The organism is Limnobacter sp. 130 (genome assembly GCF_902506325.1).
GTDB lineage: Bacteria > Pseudomonadota > Gammaproteobacteria > Burkholderiales > Burkholderiaceae_B > Limnobacter.
Map to the genome: position 1 here is coordinate 1,106,200 of NZ_LR732328.1, position 18,825 is coordinate 1,125,024.

General features: G+C 48.2%; 23 protein-coding genes and 1 pseudogene. 12 read left to right on the forward strand and 12 right to left on the reverse strand.

Annotated elements, in window-relative coordinates; genetic code table 11:
- Positions 1 to 45 precede the first annotated feature (45 nt).
- A complete protein-coding gene (locus FRIGORI9N_RS05220; RefSeq protein WP_159568784.1) occupies positions 46 to 948 on the reverse strand; it encodes a LysR substrate-binding domain-containing protein in 903 nt (300 codons plus the stop codon).
- A 77-nt stretch (positions 949 to 1,025) separates the two neighbouring features.
- Here FRIGORI9N_RS05220 and FRIGORI9N_RS05225 point away from each other — a divergent pair, with 77 nt between their 5' ends.
- The 4 genes from FRIGORI9N_RS05225 to FRIGORI9N_RS05240 all read left to right on the forward strand — a co-directional run bounded on the left by FRIGORI9N_RS05225 (position 1,026) and on the right by FRIGORI9N_RS05240 (position 4,797).
- Positions 1,026 to 1,778 (forward strand): sulfite exporter TauE/SafE family protein, encoded by a 753-nt coding sequence (locus FRIGORI9N_RS05225; protein ID WP_236550805.1) that lies wholly within the window; start codon positions 1,026 to 1,028, stop codon positions 1,776 to 1,778.
- A 148-nt stretch (positions 1,779 to 1,926) separates the two neighbouring features.
- Positions 1,927 to 3,084 carry an MFS transporter gene (locus FRIGORI9N_RS05230; protein ID WP_159568785.1) on the forward strand — a complete coding sequence of 386 codons (1,158 nt, stop codon included), beginning with the start codon at positions 1,927 to 1,929 and terminating at the stop codon, positions 3,082 to 3,084.
- Between the two features lie 33 nt (positions 3,085 to 3,117).
- Positions 3,118 to 3,873, forward strand: coding sequence for an SDR family NAD(P)-dependent oxidoreductase (locus FRIGORI9N_RS05235; protein ID WP_159568786.1), 756 nt, complete (start codon positions 3,118 to 3,120; stop codon positions 3,871 to 3,873).
- 111 nt (positions 3,874 to 3,984) lie between these two features.
- Complete coding sequence (locus tag FRIGORI9N_RS05240; protein ID WP_159568787.1) at positions 3,985 to 4,797, forward strand: CmcJ/NvfI family oxidoreductase; 813 nt, start codon at positions 3,985 to 3,987, stop codon at positions 4,795 to 4,797.
- 4 nt (positions 4,798 to 4,801) lie between these two features.
- On the opposite strand, the gene FRIGORI9N_RS05245 is transcribed toward FRIGORI9N_RS05240, so the two are convergent.
- Both FRIGORI9N_RS05245 and FRIGORI9N_RS05250 read right to left on the reverse strand, forming a co-directional pair.
- Complete coding sequence (locus FRIGORI9N_RS05245; protein WP_159568788.1) at positions 4,802 to 5,314, reverse strand: DinB family protein; 513 nt, start codon at positions 5,312 to 5,314, stop codon at positions 4,802 to 4,804.
- Positions 5,304 to 6,248 (reverse strand): alpha/beta fold hydrolase, encoded by a 945-nt coding sequence (locus FRIGORI9N_RS05250; protein WP_159568789.1) that lies wholly within the window; start codon positions 6,246 to 6,248, stop codon positions 5,304 to 5,306. The genes FRIGORI9N_RS05245 and FRIGORI9N_RS05250 overlap by 11 nt, the downstream gene beginning before the upstream one ends.
- A gap of 148 nt (positions 6,249 to 6,396) precedes the next feature.
- Here FRIGORI9N_RS05250 and FRIGORI9N_RS05255 point away from each other — a divergent pair, with 148 nt between their 5' ends.
- Positions 6,397 to 6,999 carry a 2-hydroxychromene-2-carboxylate isomerase gene (locus tag FRIGORI9N_RS05255; protein ID WP_159568790.1) on the forward strand — a complete coding sequence of 201 codons (603 nt, stop codon included), beginning with the start codon at positions 6,397 to 6,399 and terminating at the stop codon, positions 6,997 to 6,999.
- Positions 6,999 to 7,412: a PaaI family thioesterase gene (locus tag FRIGORI9N_RS05260; protein WP_159568791.1), complete on the forward strand. Its 414-nt coding sequence runs from the start codon at positions 6,999 to 7,001 to the stop codon at positions 7,410 to 7,412. Before FRIGORI9N_RS05255 ends, FRIGORI9N_RS05260 begins: the two co-directional genes overlap by 1 nt.
- A gap of 12 nt (positions 7,413 to 7,424) precedes the next feature.
- Here the strand turns inward: FRIGORI9N_RS05260 and FRIGORI9N_RS05265 are convergent, their stop codons facing one another.
- The 5 genes from FRIGORI9N_RS05265 to FRIGORI9N_RS05285 form a co-directional block, all read right to left on the reverse strand.
- On the reverse strand, positions 7,425 to 8,327 hold the full coding sequence (locus FRIGORI9N_RS05265) for a LysR substrate-binding domain-containing protein (RefSeq protein WP_159568792.1): 903 nt from the start codon (positions 8,325 to 8,327) through the stop codon (positions 7,425 to 7,427).
- Positions 8,328 to 8,362: 35 nt separating this feature from the next.
- The gene (locus FRIGORI9N_RS05270) at positions 8,363 to 8,839 is read right to left on the reverse strand and encodes a cupin domain-containing protein (RefSeq protein WP_201301411.1); all 477 of its coding nucleotides are present in this window, start codon (positions 8,837 to 8,839) and stop codon (positions 8,363 to 8,365) included.
- Positions 8,840 to 8,943: 104 nt separating this feature from the next.
- Positions 8,944 to 9,291, reverse strand: coding sequence for a cupin domain-containing protein (locus FRIGORI9N_RS05275; RefSeq protein ID WP_159568794.1), 348 nt, complete (start codon positions 9,289 to 9,291; stop codon positions 8,944 to 8,946).
- A gap of 105 nt (positions 9,292 to 9,396) precedes the next feature.
- Positions 9,397 to 10,221: a YhfC family glutamic-type intramembrane protease gene (locus FRIGORI9N_RS05280; protein WP_159568795.1), complete on the reverse strand. Its 825-nt coding sequence runs from the start codon at positions 10,219 to 10,221 to the stop codon at positions 9,397 to 9,399.
- Complete coding sequence (locus FRIGORI9N_RS05285) at positions 10,221 to 10,727, reverse strand: helix-turn-helix domain-containing protein (RefSeq protein WP_159568796.1); 507 nt, start codon at positions 10,725 to 10,727, stop codon at positions 10,221 to 10,223. The genes FRIGORI9N_RS05280 and FRIGORI9N_RS05285 overlap by 1 nt, the downstream gene beginning before the upstream one ends.
- A 130-nt stretch (positions 10,728 to 10,857) precedes the next feature.
- Here FRIGORI9N_RS05285 and FRIGORI9N_RS05290 point away from each other — a divergent pair, with 130 nt between their 5' ends.
- The 4 genes from FRIGORI9N_RS05290 to FRIGORI9N_RS05305 all read left to right on the forward strand — a co-directional run bounded on the left by FRIGORI9N_RS05290 (position 10,858) and on the right by FRIGORI9N_RS05305 (position 12,906).
- Positions 10,858 to 11,340 (forward strand): GNAT family N-acetyltransferase, encoded by a 483-nt coding sequence (locus FRIGORI9N_RS05290; protein ID WP_159568797.1) that lies wholly within the window; start codon positions 10,858 to 10,860, stop codon positions 11,338 to 11,340.
- A gap of 12 nt (positions 11,341 to 11,352) precedes the next feature.
- The gene (locus FRIGORI9N_RS05295; protein WP_201301412.1) at positions 11,353 to 11,850 is read left to right on the forward strand and encodes a GNAT family N-acetyltransferase; all 498 of its coding nucleotides are present in this window, start codon (positions 11,353 to 11,355) and stop codon (positions 11,848 to 11,850) included.
- A gap of 62 nt (positions 11,851 to 11,912) precedes the next feature.
- Positions 11,913 to 12,497 carry a GNAT family N-acetyltransferase gene (locus tag FRIGORI9N_RS05300; protein WP_159568799.1) on the forward strand — a complete coding sequence of 195 codons (585 nt, stop codon included), beginning with the start codon at positions 11,913 to 11,915 and terminating at the stop codon, positions 12,495 to 12,497.
- Positions 12,490 to 12,906, forward strand: a complete 417-nt coding sequence (locus FRIGORI9N_RS05305; RefSeq protein WP_159568800.1) for a GNAT family N-acetyltransferase — start codon at positions 12,490 to 12,492, stop codon at positions 12,904 to 12,906. Before FRIGORI9N_RS05300 ends, FRIGORI9N_RS05305 begins: the two co-directional genes overlap by 8 nt.
- Positions 12,907 to 13,126: 220 nt before the next feature.
- On the opposite strand, the pseudogene FRIGORI9N_RS15580 reads toward FRIGORI9N_RS05305, so the two are convergent.
- Positions 13,127 to 13,231, reverse strand: a pseudogene (locus FRIGORI9N_RS15580) (DUF2384 domain-containing protein); the annotation flags it as partial.
- 1,058 nt (positions 13,232 to 14,289) lie between these two features.
- On the opposite strand from FRIGORI9N_RS15580, the gene FRIGORI9N_RS05315 reads away from it, so the two are divergent.
- A complete protein-coding gene (locus FRIGORI9N_RS05315) occupies positions 14,290 to 14,790 on the forward strand; it encodes a TPM domain-containing protein (RefSeq protein WP_159568801.1) in 501 nt (166 codons plus the stop codon).
- 12 nt (positions 14,791 to 14,802) lie between these two features.
- Here the strand turns inward: FRIGORI9N_RS05315 and FRIGORI9N_RS05320 are convergent, their stop codons facing one another.
- Both FRIGORI9N_RS05320 and FRIGORI9N_RS05325 read right to left on the reverse strand, forming a co-directional pair.
- On the reverse strand, positions 14,803 to 15,879 hold the full coding sequence (locus FRIGORI9N_RS05320; RefSeq protein ID WP_159568802.1) for a putative solute-binding protein: 1,077 nt from the start codon (positions 15,877 to 15,879) through the stop codon (positions 14,803 to 14,805).
- Positions 15,879 to 16,397, reverse strand: coding sequence for an SRPBCC family protein (locus tag FRIGORI9N_RS05325; protein ID WP_159568803.1), 519 nt, complete (start codon positions 16,395 to 16,397; stop codon positions 15,879 to 15,881). The genes FRIGORI9N_RS05320 and FRIGORI9N_RS05325 overlap by 1 nt, the downstream gene beginning before the upstream one ends.
- Before the next feature lie 95 nt (positions 16,398 to 16,492).
- Here FRIGORI9N_RS05325 and FRIGORI9N_RS05330 point away from each other — a divergent pair, with 95 nt between their 5' ends.
- Positions 16,493 to 16,891: a YkvA family protein gene (locus FRIGORI9N_RS05330; protein ID WP_159568804.1), complete on the forward strand. Its 399-nt coding sequence runs from the start codon at positions 16,493 to 16,495 to the stop codon at positions 16,889 to 16,891.
- A gap of 119 nt (positions 16,892 to 17,010) precedes the next feature.
- On the opposite strand, the gene FRIGORI9N_RS05335 is transcribed toward FRIGORI9N_RS05330, so the two are convergent.
- Positions 17,011 to 18,816, reverse strand: a complete 1,806-nt coding sequence (locus FRIGORI9N_RS05335) for a sodium:solute symporter family protein (protein WP_159568805.1) — start codon at positions 18,814 to 18,816, stop codon at positions 17,011 to 17,013.
- Positions 18,817 to 18,825: the final 9 nt, after the last annotated feature.

Genomic DNA, 18,825 nt, shown 5'->3' on the forward strand with positions numbered 1-18,825 from the left:
AGAACAATAAGTACAAAGCGAAATGCAAAATATTCAAGATGTAGTTTAGTCAAAACTCAAATTTGTATTTGCTTCCAAATAGTCCAAAAAACTTTTCATGACCGGGGATAGCCTAGTTAATTCTTTGTAACAAACCATAAGCTGACGCGTGGCCCATGAATCGCTTAATCGAACGACACCAAAACCAAACTTACGACGAAATCTTCTCGCGGTACGCTCGGGAATAATTGCAACTCCAACCCCGTGACCAACGAACTGACAAACTGACTCAAATGTTTTCAACCGAACGCGTACATTTAAGTTCCGGTTGAGATTTCTTGCGTGCGCTTCGATATGCGCTTGAAGCGCATCTCCGTGAGTGAGACCCACCATCGGCTCAAAGAGAACACGTTCAAAGCTGATTTCTTTTTCAGTCCAAAACTTGTGCTTCGGTGAAACAATTAACACCAAGTTGTCGTCCGTTAAAGCGCGTGTGATCAATCCGGCGGCAGGCACAGAACTCGAAACAATGCCCGCCTCCGCCAGTCCAAGCTGAACGGCCTTGACAATTTCCTCGCTTGTCCGCTCTTTGAGCACCACCTTTAAATTCGGCCACCCTTCGAGCCACATTGCCAATTTGGCGGGTAAGAATTCCATCAAAGCCGCTGTGTTCGCATACAAAGTGATAGATCCTCTTGCGCCTGTCGCAAAATCCTGTAACTCATCTTCCATTAAATTGCGTTGTTGCAATATTAGACGGGCATGGTGGGCCAGGGCTTCACCTGCCTCCGTTGGTACCACACCCCGCGCCTTTCTGATCAGCAGAACGACCCCCAGGTCCTGCTCCAGTTTTCTGATCCGCTCACTGGCAGATGCCAAAGCCAAATTCGAAAGATAGGCCCCTTGGGTAATGCTGCCGGACTCAACAACTTTCAGAAACAGATTTAAATCCACAAGGTCGAGGTTCATTTTGCCAAGCCTTCGTTTCAGCCGAAGGCTAAGGGTATAAAAGCCTGATTGTGCATGCGAAATAGCTGCGATTCAATATGGGCATGAACGAACCACTTCCACTCGCTTTGGCGTTAATCGCCATTTTCCTTTCTGCTGGCCTGGTCAAAGGTGTTACCGGAATGGGACTGCCTACCGTGGCCATGGGCTTACTGGGAAGCTTCATGTCACCCGTGACCGCGGCCGCTATCCTGATCATCCCTTCGCTGGTTACCAATCTTTGGCAACTATTAACCGGGCCCTCACTGCAGGGGTCAATTCGCAGGTTCTGGCCCATGATGACAGGCATCGTATTAGCAACTGTGTTGTTCACAATGCTGCTGTCAAGAATCAACCCTGACTGGTCGCGAACATTCATTGGTATGACACTGGTTGTCTATTCGATGTATGCCCTGCTCGGCCCAGCCTTGGTAATCTCAAAATCACTTGAACACCGTATATCGTTGATCGTTGGGTTAATTACTGGCGCCATAACGGGACTCACCGGAATATTTGTAGTTCCCGCAGTCCCGTTTTTTCAAGCACTGAACCTGAGTAAGGACGATCTAGTGCAAGCCCTTGGACTCTCATTCACAGTCTCAACACTTTCACTAGCAGCGGGTTTGCTGATTCAAGACGCAATGGAGTTAGAGCAATTGGGGACATCAATGGCAGCGCTTGTACCAGCGCTAGTGGGGATGTGGATTGGTCAGAGGATAAGAACCTTGCTAAAACCGAGTACCTTTCGATTCCTGTTCTTGATGTTTCTCATGCTGCTGGGGATTGAACTGGCAACGAGATCTTTTGTATGAGCCAGAGGTGTAAAAAGTCAACATCTGGAACATCAATTCAGTTGATCGGCTTATCAAAACTTCCAATAGGTGATTACAAGTGTCAAGAGCACACTTGCATGCAATATTTCAACAAGCAGAACGCCAACCCACAGTGGTCTGAAGTCGCATGAGTGCCCAAAAATCAAAAGCCCTGGTGGGACTGTGTTTGCTTGAATTCTTAAGTTGGGGGATTCTCTTCTACACCCTGCCAATTGCCTCAACTCGACTGAGCACTGCGATGGGATGGACTACTTCAGTGGTCCCCACCGCCTATACATTGTCATTGCTTAGCGCCGCATTCGCCGGGCCGTGGGTGGGACGTCAAATAGACAATCATGGCCCCCAGAAGGTCATGCTTTGGGGGGTAATCCTTGGAGCCATATCAATTTTCTTGTCGAGTCAAACGAACTCAGTCCTGATCTTTACAATCGCTTGGGTGTTAGTAGGAGTTTCACAAGCCGCTACTCTTTATCCCCCGGCTTTCGCAGCGGCTAGTCAGTGGTTTGGCTCTAATAACAAGTGGCAACTGCTGGCAATTACTTTTGCAGGTGGATTGTCATCCACTGGATTCGCTCCGCTCACCGCGCATTTAATAGATAGCCGGGGATTCGAGATGACCTTTATGCTTTTAGCCATCGCATACGGTGCTCTTGGTTGGCTATGCATCGCCTTCCTATTAAAAATGCCGTGGAGGAAGTCAAACAAGACAGCGAATGATTCAAAAAATCACTTGCGATCCATTACCAGTGAGCGTGGGTTCACCTACTCCCAAGTTGCACTCACTGTGGCCTCAATCGGCCTTTACGGAACAACCCTGAATCTAATTCCCCTGCTTCAAGAGCTCAATCTGGACTACCAGGATGCCGCATTTATATTTGGGCTCGTCGGAGCGGCGCAATTGCTAGGAAGAATCGCATTTATCCCATTGGGAAGCCTTGGAACATCAACGCAGAGGTTAAGCGCCCTGCTCTTTTGCAGCATGTTGTCGCTCCTTGTTCTCGGACTCACAAATGAATCGATGATCTGGATTCTGTGCGGAGCCTTGGCAGCAGGATCAGTGCGAGGCGCCCAAACACTTGCGATTGCATCGACAGTATCAGAGCGATGGGGCACAGAAGCCTACGCAACCATCTACGGCAAATTCAATTTGCCAATTGCTACAGGTATTGCCTGCAGTCCATTTCTAGGCGAAATCACCGCAAAGGCACTGGGAAGCTATCAATACGCAACGCTGTTATTTGCTGCATTGACATTTTTTGCAGCAATTGTGGCTCTAAGAAACTGAAATTTAATTCAATAGCTAAATAAGGAGAGAATCGTGGTCAAAGAGAAATCTGTGGTGATAGTAACTGGAGGCACTCGAGGCATTGGGCGTTCGTGCGTAGAGCGCCTGCACAAAGACGGCTTCAATGTGCTTTTTACTCACTCAAACTCTGAAAATGATGCGCAAGAATTACAGAATACTTTGAACACGACGAAGACAAAGCGGATCAAAGGACTTCACTGTAACGTGACCGACCTTGATGCCGCATCGCGAATCTTTTGCGAGGCTGAAAAACTGGGTGAGGTGGTTGGACTGGTCAACAACGCAGGCATCACCGGAAAACTTGGGCCCATGACCCAGCTAACGGACGCAGATCTGAGCAATGTAGTCGAGGTGAACCTCACATCTACGATACGACTTTGCCGCGAAGCAGCAATTCGTTGGAGCAACAACTCAAACGGAATAAGACGTTCAATCGTCAACATTTCCTCAGTGGCTGCCCGCACCGGATCACCAGGAGAATATGTTGCCTATGCAGCAACAAAAGCGGCTGTGGAGACATTGAGTATCGGACTTGCCAAAGAACTTGCAAGTGTCGGCGTACTGGTCAACGCAGTGTCGCCGGGAACGATTGACACAACAATTCATGCTCGCGCTGGTGAGCCAGGTCGCGCCATGCGAGTCGCGTCTCGAATCCCCTTGGGACGCCCTGGGCAACCGGAGGAAATCGCCAATGCAGTGGCATGGATGCTTTCTGACGAGTCGAGCTACGTCACCGCAAGCGTAATGAATGTGGCGGGAGGCCTGTAAACGAGGGTTCAAAATGAATCATCGGAAAAAGTGATAGCTTCATAGAAAAGACGATTTGAGCGCGTATCGTTGGGCATCGAGAATGAGGTTTTCCACGCAAAGGATTTCCTCATGAGCGCTACAGTTCAAGCAAGAATTAACTATCTAAGAGCAGATGCAGACGGTGCGAGGGTGTCGATGATCACCGGAAAGCTCGAAGATGAGAATGTCAACCCATTCGTCTCCACAGTTGAGCATATCCGGGACTGCAGAACCGATTCCCACAAGCCTAATTTTGAGTCGAATGGATGGACCTGGAATAACATTGAACCCATCAAGCTCGAGAGTGATGATCGCCCTTCTCATTCAAGTGTGAAGTCGATTGAGGAGATGGTTCAATATTTGACACATGCCAAACGGGTTCAAGTATTTGATTCAGCGGTAAGGCGTGTGGAGAAAGTTGATCAAACACCTGACATTGGCAGAGACAGCGCCTTGAAAACGCCGCAAGCAGTTCAGCTTGCGCACTGTGATTACACAAGTTCCTCCGGCTGCGCATGCCTTGAGAGAAATACTGACTGGAATCTCGGCGAGAGGCGATTTTTGATTGTGAATGTCTGGATTCCTTTGTCCCATGCCGTGACTAACCCCCCACTGGCAATCGGCGTACCGTTTAACCAGAATGACTTCCACATCGGCGAGTGTCAGCTGATTTATGCAGAACGCACAGGTCTAATGAACTTGGTTAAAGACTCATCTGCGCTTCAATGGAATTATGTGAGTGCGCTGAATCTTGACGAGGCATTAATATTCAAAACATTTGACAGTGCACCAGGTGAATCGAGTTGGATTAGCACGCCCCACAGCGCCTTTTGGACTGAAATAGACCCAAATCAACCTCTACGCCAAAGTATCGAGTTGCGATGCGCCGTCGAGTTGAATTGACACCTCAAACCAAGGAAATGAGATCCGTGAGACCAGGATCTCTACCTTTTTGAAAAAGAAGCGTGGTGATTTGTCCGCGATGATGAGTCTGGTGATTAAAGAAATGAAGTAGAGCCTTACCCAACACCACTTCTCGCCTTTGAGGCGAGACAAAACTTACGTAACTCAGCGTGCGTTGAAGTTTTGCTGCGTCTAAGGAACCCACAAATTGGGATATGGCCTTGTCCATTTCTGTTCGGCGATGTCGAACTTTCTCAAGATAGTCAAAACGGATCTGATCAAGTGCCCTGATTTGATGCGGCTCACCTGTAAAGCGACTCAACCACAACTCGTCAGCATTGATTAAATGATTCAAGGTACCAAGTATTGAACCGAAATAGGCTCCCAAGTTTTCATGAAGCACCGACTCCTCAAGAGTCTCGCAGCACTCAAGAAGTCGGCTATTCATCACCGAATTGTAGGATGCATAAATTTGGAACAATTCAAGACTCTTACACTCCGTAACGTCATTGGTCACGACTAGCCCCCGTTTCAATATTCTTCAGCAACGCTAAAAGATCAGCGTTAAACTTTACCGCCTCTGTAACGAAAGGCGCATGATGTGATGCCTCGTAAATTGCCACTTTTGAACCTTGCACTTTGGAAGCCATATCGACTGAGGAACGCGCTAACACGGCTTGGTCCAGTTGACCATGGCTAAAAATCACTGGCACTCGGATAGATCTTAGCGTGTCAGTGTGATCAACTTGTCGAGCAAAGATATAGCGGCGGACGTAGTACGGCGTCAACATGCTTGCAGCGAGGCCACGAGCATAGATATCACGATCGACTGTGTTGCCAAAATTCGCATTAGCAAGCGCCATAACCCCGTCGATTTGATCGTTGAAGCGTTCACTGGTTGCCAGCTTGATACGCCCAAAGTCGGGGCCAATGTAGGCTGTCACAGACTGATTACCCATCCCGGCCAAAGCACCTACGAAGTTGATCGCCATGAGATTATTGTCACCATAAAGGCTCAGATAATCCATCAACGCAATTGCCCCGTAGGAGTGGGCAACGACGGTGACATTGCGCAGGCCCAATTTACGAATCACGGCATTCAGGTCATCGGCCCAATTATTCGCCGACACGTATTCTGCAGGATTCATGGTCTTGGTTGATTGGCCATGACCCCTCAAATCATAGGCGATCAAGCGATAACCCTGCAGTTCAGGTGCTGTTAATTGCTGGTTCCACATCTCTTTGCTTTGAGACCAACCATGAATGAATAGCACCGGTTGACCATTCGGGTTTCCGTATTCACCCAACGAAAGTTTCACGCCATTGGTGGAGTAAACATATTCCGATGTCACTTTATCTGAACCGCAAGCACCCACGAGAAGAGTAATTGACATCACGAAGAACATTATGAACAGGCGTGCAAAAGTAGGTCGATATATGGCATTTGTCATGATTATCCTCGCTGATGTAACAACCCAACATTAGCGGGAGGTAGTTGATTAGCAGTTGAATTTATTGAATAGGGCCATCAAATAATTTGTTGGTGGAGGCAATCAGGAAAGGCAAAATATTGATAGCTAACTTTTCGGAGCCTGTCCATTGAACAAGCAAATTGATCTGTACTTCGACTTCTCTAGTCCTTACTCGTATTTGGCCGTTGCGAGGATCGATAAGTTGGCAGCAGCCCGTGGAATCAAGATTCGACTAGTTCCTGTAGTACTCGGTGCAATTTTTAATCGCCTTGGCTGGCAATCAAGTCCTTTTCTTGCCCAACCCAGAAAACTTGCTTACATGTGGCAAGACGTCAAACGCCAAGCCAATAAATATTCACTGGAGTTTGAACAACCAACCCAGTTTCCAATTGGAAGTATTTTGCCCGCTCGAATAGCAACAGCCTTTTCTGATGCACCGTGGATTCATGCGTTTTGCGTCAATGTATTTAGATCCTACTTTGCGCTGAACAAGGACATCTCCACCACAGATACGATCGAGCGAATTCTCAAGCAAATGGACCTTGATCCTCAGGAGATTCTTCCCCATGCCAGTAGCCAGGAAACCAAGGATCGACTCAAGCTGATTACAGAGCAGGCTGACGGTCTTCAAATTTTTGGTGCTCCATCTTTCATTGTTCATGATCAACTTTTTTGGGGGGACGATCGACTGGAAGATGCGATCGAATTCTATTTAAGAGGAGAAATTTGATGGGGAATGTAGCGGAAAACTCTGTGGTGCTTAGCGAGGATCTTAGCCCGGTTGTAAAGCTGTTTTCACCCATTCAAAAAAGTAGCCGAGATGGCAAGGACTATTATGAATTACTCGTGACCGAACAGCACTTAAACAAGGCAGGCACCTTTCATGGTGGCTTTTATTGCACCGTGTTTGACATTGCGATGGGCAGCACCGCCACTGATTCAATCGACACTATCAAAAAAATTGCCACTGTCAACCTCAACGTCTCATTAATTCGAGCGGCTTTCTTGGGAGACACGCTAAGCATTCGTGTCAGCCTGCTTAGAAAAACAGAAAGACTGATTTACCTGTCGGCCGAGATGTTCTCAAAAGAATCACTACTGGCGAATGCCACATCCACTATTTATTACGTGGCCAATCATTGAATTGCGGGAGCGTCATGATGCCTGCGCAACAAGCCAGTCATACAAGCGCCTTACTTGGGTTTGTTCTAATGCGTGAGGAGAAGAACAAATGAAGATGCTTCGACCAGTTCTTAACTCATAGTTGATTGGCGAGATAAGCTTGCGATCATGAATTTTGTGCTCAACAAAGGCCTTGGGCAAAAGGGCTATTCCTTGTGACAACTCGCAAGCCTGAAGCATCAGATTGACATCGCTATAAAAGGGACCTCGTTGTGGTTCATCACACTCGAGGCCCTGGGCTGAAAACCACTCTTTCCAGCTAAAAATACTTTGCCGAAGTAGTGTCGCTTTCAACATACTCTCTGGACAAACAATCCAAGGATTCGCTTTCAAATAGGCGGGGCTGCACACTGAAACCAAGTCAATTTGAAATAATCTAGATTTCACGAGGCTTGGCCAATCATCATCACTCCCCCTGCGCACACCAATATCCGCTTCCCCACCCTTCAAATTGGCGAAGGTCGCGGAAATGGTAATTTCAAGATCGATATCCGGATTATCGCGCTGAAAAGCGGTCAAATAGTGACTGACCAGATGTGAACCAACCAGTGGTGGCAGACTCAGACGAACCCGTTTGACAGCTTTTGCTTGTAGCACCGAGATCGCATTTTCCAGTGCTGACAGGATCTCTTGAACTTTTGGCAAGAACACCTCGCCTGCCTCGGTCAGTTCCGTTTGTGATGTTTGTCGGTGAAAAAGCGTAGTACCAAGCCTTGCCTCAAGCTGTTGAATTCGATGACTGATTGCACTTTGAGTAACCGAAAGTTCATCGGCTGCTTTGGAAAAATTCTTATGCCTGGCGATTGCCTCAAAGGCAATCAGCTCTGGGACACTTGGAACCTGACTCGCCGAATACTTGGGTGTACGTGCGTTCATCCACAACTCTCTGTCTATTCGTCACGAAAGGCAATCTATAAAGGAGTGCCGTCTTTTCTGGTAAAGACCCAGCTGCCACTGACAAATTTGGCACACAAATCATCATCAGGATAGGTCACATTATCGTGCTCCGTTCGGTCACCTACCTCCAGATAGACTACATCCTCTTCGCTTTCGTTGATCAAAGAGTGCGCGTTGCCGGTACCAGCCTTAAAACCTGCACACATTCCTGGCGATAACAGCGATCGCCCTTCATCGGTGTATAAGCTGGGATACCCCTGAAGAATATAGATGAATTCATCTTGTTTCGAATGCGCATGGCGAAATGAGGATGCCGCGCCGGGCGGCAGTCGAGTCAAATTTACGCCGAAATTGGATAAGCCAAACAGATCACCCAAAGGACGCTTTTCTCGACCTTTAACCCGCGCTTGCAGCTCAGACGGATACGCTGAAGGTTTGGCACGCAGAGGAGCTTCGGCTGCTCGAATAGCGATCAAAGGGTTAGTGCTCATACTCAATAGAAGCTGCTATTGTTCACAACGAAAAGTGTAAGGCCGAAGATCTCTGTAGAGACTTAAAAGGCTATGAATTTGATTAATCTATGAATCGATTTAATTCATGGAAGATCGGCTTCTCCACCCATCGGCCCCCAAAATACAACCCAGGTTTTGAAATCTTCTGAGAATTTAAAGAAGTGATGCGCCTGTCCGGCCTTAACAAAGAATGCATCGCCTGGTGCACACTCAAACTCAGAGTCCTCAATCAATAACAGGGATGATCCCTCAATGATGAAATACAGCTCGTCTTGATCGTGAGGCTTCTGAGGGTCCTCATTTTGTGGGGCATATAGCTCAACGCTCATGCTTCCGTGATTGAGGCCCCTTGCAAAACGCTCTCCCATGGGCCAGTTTTCAGTGATAGCCCCAGGAATCTGTTGGAGTAATTTGTTTGCGCTGATTTTCATTTTCGAACCCAGTCAAAATTTAAATTCTAATCGACAGTTCCAACGAAGCGCATGACGTGGAATTTGAGTTACCAAAGGGGTACTCCTAGCGAGAGTGACCAGTGTCTAGCAATTTCGGAGCGATTCAATTTTTCTGTCACTAACACTAGAACATTGATCTGTGAAATTCAATTTGATGAACTTCAATAGAGACGCTGCTCTAAGCCGAAGCAGAACGATCGTAGTAGCGAGCAGGATTGCATAAATCACCTCGCCATGTAGTAAGTCAAGGAATCCGTACTGATAACTTGCAGCAGGAATGTTGATCAAGGCGTGAATCAATATGGCCGCCATAAGCCAGGCAAGCTGCCTTCTCGGGATGGCTAAAGCACCCAGCACAGTCAAACCAACTTGCACTACGATGGCAAAACTGCGTTCAACCAATAAAAACAAGGCGGTCCACTCACTCAAGCCTGCCACTTGCTTCTTGATAACAATCTGCGCGGAGGAATCAAGCTCCAGTGTCTGAAGTACGTCCGGACTGGTGTAAAAATAAAGCAGCTGAGCATGGCTGATCACCCCCAGAAGCACTGCCTCACACAGAGCATAGCCAACAGCGAACTTGGCCAACCACAGAAGGTCCAAATGGCCACTCACGCTTTTAGCTTTTAGACAGATATATTTTCCGGTTTCATCAAAAAGCCCCGCAGTGAGACAAGCCATGATTAGTCCCAATACCGCCACCTTGATACTTGCGGACTGCCCGGGTAAAGCAAACCCTGCAAAACCGAGAAAAACAGGCTCCAATACCCTGGCAAACAAAACAAAGGCCATTGCACCAAACCAATAGGGTTTGGATCCGGACGGCGACCGACGATTGAGCTGAGCAAGCAAATAAAGACCGACTGCACACAGTGCCAACATCGCTAATAAATTGAGAACGATCACCATTATTCCTCAACCACCGGTAGCAAAATTGTGGACAGCTCATAAGCCATTTGTTGTGTCTCTCCTGACGGCTTCAGAAGTGGCTTAATGGCCTCCAGCACCTTTTTCTGAAATTCATCCAGTTGATTTGGGGTGGCGTAGAAAATCGCTTTGCTGAACCCATGTCGATAACTCTCCTTTTCCCGGTTCGAATCTAGAAACCTGTCAAAGCTGTTCAAGACCCCAGCCAGGTAAACATTGAAAAGCTTTTTGAGTTCGTCCGGAGAGGGTTCCGGTTGAGAAGTTGCACGAGATAAACGGTACGTCACCTCGATGGCACCACGCTTCTGATTTTCCTGTTCTACTTCAATCAAACCGGCGTCCAACAATGCTTTGATATGCCGATACAAGGTAGCCGGCGCAATTTCGGGTAAGTCCTTGTGGATTTGCTGAGGGGTCGAAGGCTCTGAGAACAGATACGAGAGGATTTTCATCCGCACAGGATGCAGCGCCACTTCCAAATTTGCCATTGATTTACTTGTAGGGTTAAATTATTATCAATAATGATAACAATCTGGAATGTTTTCTGCAATCCTCGGAAAACGAACTGGTCACGAACGCTCAGAGACTGACAGTCAAACCTATCATTGTGAGAAGAGCATGGAGAAAATTGTCATTGCAGACCTTGATGATCCGCTTCACGCCGAAGCGATCATCTCCCTTTTGAATGCCTATGCAAAGGATGAGATGGGCGGAGGCCAGGAACTGTCGGACTACACCAAACTCAATTTGGTGAGTGAACTCAAGAAACGCGCCTACGCGTTCGCAGTCCTCGCTTTTTGCGAAGAATCGCCTGCGGGCCTCGCGATATGCATAGAAGGCTTTTCGAGCTTTGCCTGCAAACCGCTGCTGAATATTCATGACATGGTAGTTCTCCCCCAATTTCGGGGTCAAAAATACTCACAAAAACTACTTGCTAAAGCCGAAGAAGTTGCGAAACAACGCAATTGTTGCAAACTGACGTTGGAGGTTCTGGAGGGAAACATGGTTGCCCGGAATGCCTATCGATCATTCGGCTTTGAGGGATACGAGCTGGATCCACAAATGGGCAAGGCTCTTTTCTGGCAGAAGAAACTTGTGTGAATAAACCAACGTATGAATGTTATGAAAATACGTGAAGCGACCCGTAATGATTTTGACAAAATTTGGCCCATATTTAGCGAAATAGCGGCTGCCGGGGAAACCTACGCCTTGTCGCGAGACATCACCAAGGCTGAGGCTCAGGTAATTTGGCTTGATAGCCCAAGGAAGACCTTTGTGCTTGAGGAAAACGGCGAGATATTGGGCACCTACTACATCAAAACAAATCAGGCGGGCCCAGGCTCGCATGTGTGTAATTGCGGTTACATGGTCTCATCTGCAGCAAGAGGTCGTGGTGTCGCTACTCTCTTGTGTGAGCACTCTCAGGAAATAGCCATGCAGCTAGGATACAAAGCAATGCAATTCAACTTCGTTGCTTCAAGCAATGAGGGCGCAGTGCGACTGTGGCATAAGCTCGGCTTCTCTACGGTTGGCAGATTACCCAAAGCTTTTGATCATCCGGAGAAAGGCTACTTGGACGCCTTGGTGATGTACAAATGGTTAGGCGATTGAGACAGTCTGGCCGAATCAGCTACTGATCCGTACACCTTTTTGAGCACAACTTATTCGTATCCATGATAATTGCTGACAAACAATCAAATCTGATTATCCGCCCTCTACGACGAGATGACCGGGATCGGCTATTCTGCGCAGTTTCCGAATCTAAAAATGACATTAGTCCATGGATGAGTTGGTGTCATGACAACTATTCCATTCAGGATGCAGACGAATGGATCAGTTGTTGCCAAGAAAACTGGGCGCTCGAAAAAGGTGACCGTGAATTTGCAGTTTTCGACATGACGGATTTCGGGTTAGTTGGTTGCGTAGGAATCAATCAAATCAACCATGTCAATCGATTCGCCAACCTTGGTTATTGGGTAAGATCCACTCGAAAAAACGCAGGTTTAGCATCTGCGATGGCCCGATTGGCTGCCCGATTCGCCATTGAGAACTTAGAACTTGTTAGGCTAGAAATTGTTGTTCGTCAGGAAAACCTTGCTAGCCGGCGTGTGGCAGAAAAAATTGGAGCACAGTTTGAATGTAACGCCCGCAATCGATTGATATATAAAGGCAAGCCATATGACGCGGCATTGTACTCGCTCCTGCCAGATAACTTGGTTAACGACAGAGTAGCCTATCCGATAGACAAAGATGATTGAAATACGCCGATCTATTGCAAATTCAAAGCTTCAAGAAATGTATAAGGCATTCTTAAATGAGCTGAAACTGGAAAGTACCAAGACACTTTCTGAGGATAGTAAAGATGAAGAATTATGGATTGCAATAGACGACCTTGATGAGATACTTGGGTTCGTCTCTTACTACCCACCCGATAACTTTTTACATCATTTTTACGTGCGACCCGATTCGAGACTCAATAAAGTCGGCACTCGATTTTTAAAATATTTACAGGGAGAATACGGTCCCTCTATGAAACTCAAGTGCCTTGTTTCCAATCATGGCGCTTTGGCCTTTTACAAAAGAATAGGCTTCGAAACTTGTGACGCTGGACAAAGCAATGACGGTAGTTACCTGCTTTTAGCCATAGATATCCCAATTTCTGGCTAACTGAAATCGAGACCCACCTCCCTGGTGATCTGCCCGGTAACCGTCCCGCTTTCCTGAGAAATTCTTTATGCTCACAAAACAGGTCGACGTTATCCGTGTGGGAGCTTTTATGACGCATCGACGTTGAATCAAAGCTCACTAACTCGCCAACCGGACCAATGGAGTTGAAAATTCAGAACTTTTTATGGATTCCGATGAACTGACTCACCGTTGGCTACTGTTAACTACCGTAGCGAATTACTGCTAACAAATCCGCCACAATCCCTTGACCAACTAAAGCGTCGAAGTAATCCGCCGGACGCACTCCACCAAGGGCATCATTTGGACGGAAAGCCCACTCGCTCTAACAGAGTGGATTTATAAACAGACTTGAGATAACTGGAAAAGCCAACGGTTTGAATCGACGGTTCGAGCAACAGTGACTCCATAAGATGAGTATACGCTCGATCCAATTTATCTGATTTGGATGAAAAAAACAGCCCCAAAAACGTGGCCTGAAAAAGTCGAGCAAATATAGGCAAATGTTCACCCCAGAATTGCAGAAATTCATTGGTGATGATGCAGTGGATTTTCAGAGCCTGAAGGTCAACCCAATCGCATAGGAATTACTAAGCCATAGAAATTGAGTGCGTGTGCCCAAGGGTGCACTTCAACGCGATAGATCTAAAGCGATTTAAAGGGGCACCCCTGAGAATTACTGGAAAGCCAGCACTGGCCGAGCGAACGCCCCAATTAATCCCGCTACTTATCGAGTTTCACCGCTTATGATCGCTAAACGAGAAAATACTCATAACCGGTCGTAGGTTCAAATCCTGCCCCCGCAACCAAATTTTTATCATTAAAACCAATCACTTAGCGGTGGTTGGTTTTTTTGTTTTCTGGGCCACCCACAGCGTGTGCCCAAAATGTGCCCAACTGGTGCCCAACCCCGATTTAGCCCGTCTTCCCATTTATGACCTTCAGTCAAATCCAATAACGGTCAACAGGGCACATCTGTAAAAATTTCTCGAATTTTCTGGTTCACATTTTTGTGTCCAATGACCGTTTGGGAAATCAACCTGAAGGTCGTGGATTTTCGAGTTTGTGAAGTGAATTTTTGTGCGAGATTTTCGAAAATCCGTGACCTTCAGGACGGATTTTGACTATTACTAGGATGTGCCTAAGTTGTGCCCTGGTTGTGCCTATGGGGATGATGAGATGTAAGCCCCCAGCAAACCCATCTTGAAATGACTGGTTCTGAACGGCGACCATAGTGTCCACTCCATTTCTTGGTGGACACCATGAGTGCACTTCAAACTACCCCGAAACGTCCCGTTCGTGTGTATCCTTCGGTGGTGGTGGCGGCGGTTTTGGAGGCGGTGGTGCCTCGGGAAGGTGGTAAGCATGGGCATTCAACGCATTCTGAAACACCTGATGACAGCCGAGCGCCATGTGCGGCAAATTTTCTCGCCCATGCACCTGGAGCGCATTGCACAAACCATCAAGGCCAGTGAAACGCGGCACTCTGGGGAAATTCGATTTGCAGTGGAAAGTTCGATAGAACTTCAACCACTGTTACAAGGGCAAACACCTCGCCAACGCGCAATCGAGGTGTTCAGTGAATTGCACGTGTGGGATACGGAACTCAACAACGGCGTACTGATATACGTGTTGCTGGCGGACCATGCCATTGAAATTGTGGCGGACCGGGGTATTCATACCCAAGTGGGTACCCAGTACTGGGAAGAATTGTGCCGCGCGATTCAATCTGAATTCGCCCAAGGGCATTACGCGGAAGGCGCACTGCGCGGCATTCAAGCCGTGAGCGAGAAATTGATTGAACACTTTCCACACGAAGGGGGTGGCAAGAACGAGCTTCCCGACACCCCGGTGGTAATTGGCTAATACAACACCCGATTACATGGGCTGTATGGGGCAACTCTTGGGCACGGTGTAGCCCTCAGGCAAACTGCATTCCGAGGCCTTGCCATCCAGTGCGCAACGCACTTTTTTGAGCAAACGCAAGGCGCATCCATCGTACACGCCGTCTTTGCTCAAGCTGATGCGGGCTTCGCGCATCATGGTGGTGTATTCCAGCTTGTCGGCATCCGTCATTTTCAACCAGGCTTTGTCAGGAATCTGCCGATCGATTTTTTTAACAGCATTCAATGCCTTGGGCATTTCCTGGGCCACAAAGGCACGTAACTTTTGGCCTGAACCCGGCTGAAACTTGGACTTACGCAAAATGATTTGGTAAGTCACCATGGCCACGGGCAACTGAATGATTGCACCCTTCTTGCCCAGGCCTTTGTACAGCTCCAAGGGGGAATAGGCAATGGAAGGCGCCACGATAATGTCCACGGCACCGTTGTTGAACATCGACCCATAATTGGATACATCCGCAGCAATGGGCTGCGCGCCCACCTGCTCTATTAGCCGGCGTTGCGATTCGTCATGCGACAAAGCCGCCACACGCTTGCCTGCCGCTTTGGCCAATGAATTAATTTCACGGTCGCGCACAAACACATACGCCGTACCAAAGGGCAATACCCCGCCCACTTCAAAATCACTTTGCTGCATTACGGGTTGCAACTGTGGGCTACCCATCGACTTTAAGGCCAACAGCACGGCATCATAATTTGGCAAACCACCCACGGCATCCAGGCTACCTGTGAAGCTGTTGTATTTGCGCGTGCGAATTCCGGTTGCTACCAAGCCATCGCACACACCAATTTCAAAATCTTTCGTTGCAATCGACTCATTCGTGTACACCACGGGCTTGAAGCCGTAGCCGTTTTTTCGGCCTTCCAGTGCATATTCTTGCGCCAAATTAAATATGGGTCCTTTGGCACCCAACAGATCAAATACGCAAATGCTGGGTTCGTGGCCACTTACTGTTTGCGCGCGCGCAGTGGTTTGAAAGCCCAAAAAAACCAGCATCATCAAACTGAAAACGGCCGCAATGCGCAGACCGTTCTTAAAACATGGATTCATCATTTTTTTCCTGCCTGCAAGGTGCGAAGCGTAATGATTTGCGTCAGATTGATCAGTGTTTTGCTCATCATCCGGTGCCAAATCAAGTCGACTATCACTGCCTTGAATACGAGTCGCTTGGGCCCAATGCCCAAGCCGGGTTTTAAATAAAACAGATAGCGCCAGGTCACCAGGGTGCCGTCGCCGTCCTTCTCAAATTCAAATGAGCCTTTTGCATGGTCGAGCCAGTTCAGCAAAGGCTGGCTAAAACCGGTTCCTTTGTAAACAAACTGCCGATTCGGAACAAAGGCCAACACTTCTTCGTCAATCACAGCGCCACCCTTGAAGGTAATTCGCTGAATATCACCCACTTCATTGAACGATTTGCCCAGAATCATTTCTATTCGGGTAATGGGCGCAATTAATGCGTCACTGTGAATATATTCATCCGCTTTCAAACGGGTGTACAAAGCAAAACAGTCCGCCAAAGGCACAGGGATTCGGCATGAACGCTGGATCATCAAGGGTGCTTGGGTCACAATGTTTCCTCTTTTATAGTTGAGTGCTGTGTATGTTTTTTACTCGTTTTTTTCCAGTTCTTACCAAGCTCAAAGCGCTTAAGACCCATAGCCGCATGTTGTGGCATGCTTTTCGGCATGCCGACACGCCCAAATGGATCAAGGGTTTCATGCTGGCTGTGGTGGTATACCTGTTCAGTCCAATCGACATGATTCCCGATTTTCTGGTGCTCTTTGGCATCACCGACGATTTGATCGTGATTAGCGCAGCCATGTGGTTTTTAGGCAAAGTGGTCCCGGAAAAGGTCAAAAACAGCATGCCTGTAGAACAAAGCAAGACGCAGCCTACGCAACAAAACACCGCGAAAGCATCCACTAATTTGCCTGCGACACCCGCTAAAACAAGCCCACTGAAGCCTTTCGGAATTATTCTGCTGCTGGGTTTACTCATTGCCGCTTTGGCCAGCCACCCTTGGGTACATGCGCAGCTTGGAAGCATTGGAGCATTTTTTTGAGAGTGGAAGTAACAGTTTTACTCTAGAACAATAAAAAAGCCCGGTGATTTCTCACCGGGCTTTCAAGCTTCTCAAGCCCTGCCTTTCAATGAAGGCAGTGATTATTGTTGAACAGTCAATCAGTGACCAGTTGCAACGCCTGCACCACGCGGGGTACGTACGTCTTCAACCAAGTGCTGAATGTGCTCTGGGGGTGGTGCTGTTACCTTGCTGACCAGGTAGGCCACGATAAAGTTAACAATCGCGCCCACGGTACCGAAGGCTTCAGGCGTAATGCCGAAGAAGCCGTTGGCGCCGCCCACCAAGTGCAGGTACTCAGTACCGTTGACAAACAAAATACCCTTGTGTGCAAACACGTAGAACAGGGTTACCGCCAAGCCACTCAACATACCCACGATTGCGCCCGCGGAGTTCATGGTCTTGGAGAAAATACCCATCATGATCACAGGGAACAAGCTTGATGCTGCAATACCGAAGGCCAAAGCCACAGTACCCGCCGCGAAGCCCGGTGGGTTCAAGCCCAAATAACCGGCCAGAACAATCGCGAAGGCCATGGAAATTTTACCGGCCAGCAATTCGTTCTTTTCAGAAATACTTGGATTGAACACGCCCTTGATCAAGTCGTGAGACACAGCAGACGCAATCGCCAGCAACAAACCAGCAGCAGTCGACAACGCAGCAGCCAAACCACCGGCAGCCACCAAGGCGATCACCCAGTTGGGCAACAGTGCAATTTCAGGGTTGGCCAACACCATAATGTCGGCGTTCACTGTCATTTCACTGCCTTTCCAACCCGCAGCTTCTGCTTTGGCCAGGAATGCTTCGTTTTTGGACTTGTCGTTGTAGTACTGAACTCGACCATCACCGTTTTTGTCTTCGAACTTCAACAAGCCAGTGGTTTCCCAACGGCCCATCCAGGCTGGTTTCTTGTCGTTTTCCAAAGCTGCTTCAGGTGCAAACAAGTCGCCGCCTGTTGCCACATTGGCGTTGACCGTTGCATGCAAGTTGTAACGGGCCATTGCGCCAACAGCAGGTGCAGTGGTGTACAAAATTGCGATGAACACCAATGCCCAACCAGCAGATGAACGCGCATCGGCCACTGTAGGTACAGTGAAGAAGCGAATGATCACGTGGGGCAGACCCGCGGTACCAATCATCAAGCTGACTGTGTAGAAGAACGTGTTCAGGTAGCTGCCGCCTGCGGGTGTTGTGGTGTACTGGTTAAACCCAAGGTCAGTCACTACTTTGTCCAGGGTGGCCAGCATGGGTTGACCATTTGCCAACATGTCAGAACCCAGACCCAGTTGAGGCAATGGATTGCCTGTCAGGTTCAAGGAAATGAAGATGGCGGGAATGGTGTAGGCCATGATCAACACGCAATACTGTGCGATCTGCGTGTAGGTAATGCCCTTCATGCCGCCAAACACAGCGTACATGAACACAATACCCATACCTACATAAATACCCACTTCAGCGGATACACCCAGGAATCGGGAGAAAGCCACACCCACACCGGTCATCTGTCCAATTACGTATGTAATGGAAGCAACCAGCAAACAGATCACAGCCACTGTGCGTGCTGTGTTGGAGTAGTAACGATCACCGATGAACTGAGGCACCGTGAACTTGCCGAACTTGCGCAGGTACGGAGCCAGCAACATCGCCAGCAACACATAACCACCGGTCCAGCCCATCAGGAATACGGAACCACCGTAACCCATGTTGGCAATCAAACCGGCCATGGAAATGAACGAAGCAGCTGACATCCAGTCCGCTGCAGTCGCCATACCGTTGGCTACGGGGTGTACACCACCACCGGCCACATAAAATTCACCCGTGCTGCCAGCACGGGCCCAAAACGCAATACCGAGGTACAGCGCAAAACTCAAACCCACGATCACGTAGGTGATTGTTTGCAAATCCATTAGCAATCT

Coding starts and splice junctions, on each gene's coding strand:
- FRIGORI9N_RS05220 (WP_159568784.1), bottom strand. CDS start 948: ATGAACCTCGACCTTGTGGATTTAAATCTGTTTCTGAAAGTTGTTGAG.
- FRIGORI9N_RS05225 (WP_236550805.1), top strand. CDS start 1,026: ATGGGCATGAACGAACCACTTCCACTCGCTTTGGCGTTAATCGCCATT.
- FRIGORI9N_RS05230 (WP_159568785.1), top strand. CDS start 1,927: ATGAGTGCCCAAAAATCAAAAGCCCTGGTGGGACTGTGTTTGCTTGAA.
- FRIGORI9N_RS05240 (WP_159568787.1), top strand. CDS start 3,985: ATGAGCGCTACAGTTCAAGCAAGAATTAACTATCTAAGAGCAGATGCA.
- FRIGORI9N_RS05250 (WP_159568789.1), bottom strand. CDS start 6,248: ATGACAAATGCCATATATCGACCTACTTTTGCACGCCTGTTCATAATG.
- FRIGORI9N_RS05260 (WP_159568791.1), top strand. CDS start 6,999: ATGGGGAATGTAGCGGAAAACTCTGTGGTGCTTAGCGAGGATCTTAGC.
- FRIGORI9N_RS05265 (WP_159568792.1), bottom strand. CDS start 8,327: ATGAACGCACGTACACCCAAGTATTCGGCGAGTCAGGTTCCAAGTGTC.
- FRIGORI9N_RS05270 (WP_201301411.1), bottom strand. CDS start 8,839: ATGAGCACTAACCCTTTGATCGCTATTCGAGCAGCCGAAGCTCCTCTG.
- FRIGORI9N_RS05275 (WP_159568794.1), bottom strand. CDS start 9,291: ATGAAAATCAGCGCAAACAAATTACTCCAACAGATTCCTGGGGCTATC.
- FRIGORI9N_RS05280 (WP_159568795.1), bottom strand. CDS start 10,221: ATGGTGATCGTTCTCAATTTATTAGCGATGTTGGCACTGTGTGCAGTC.
- FRIGORI9N_RS05285 (WP_159568796.1), bottom strand. CDS start 10,727: ATGGCAAATTTGGAAGTGGCGCTGCATCCTGTGCGGATGAAAATCCTC.
- FRIGORI9N_RS05290 (WP_159568797.1), top strand. CDS start 10,858: ATGGAGAAAATTGTCATTGCAGACCTTGATGATCCGCTTCACGCCGAA.
- FRIGORI9N_RS05295 (WP_201301412.1), top strand. CDS start 11,353: ATGAATGTTATGAAAATACGTGAAGCGACCCGTAATGATTTTGACAAA.
- FRIGORI9N_RS05300 (WP_159568799.1), top strand. CDS start 11,913: ATGATAATTGCTGACAAACAATCAAATCTGATTATCCGCCCTCTACGA.
- FRIGORI9N_RS05305 (WP_159568800.1), top strand. CDS start 12,490: ATGATTGAAATACGCCGATCTATTGCAAATTCAAAGCTTCAAGAAATG.
- FRIGORI9N_RS05315 (WP_159568801.1), top strand. CDS start 14,290: ATGGGCATTCAACGCATTCTGAAACACCTGATGACAGCCGAGCGCCAT.
- FRIGORI9N_RS05320 (WP_159568802.1), bottom strand. CDS start 15,879: ATGAATCCATGTTTTAAGAACGGTCTGCGCATTGCGGCCGTTTTCAGT.
- FRIGORI9N_RS05330 (WP_159568804.1), top strand. CDS start 16,493: ATGTTGTGGCATGCTTTTCGGCATGCCGACACGCCCAAATGGATCAAG.
- FRIGORI9N_RS05335 (WP_159568805.1), bottom strand. CDS start 18,816: ATGGATTTGCAAACAATCACCTACGTGATCGTGGGTTTGAGTTTTGCG.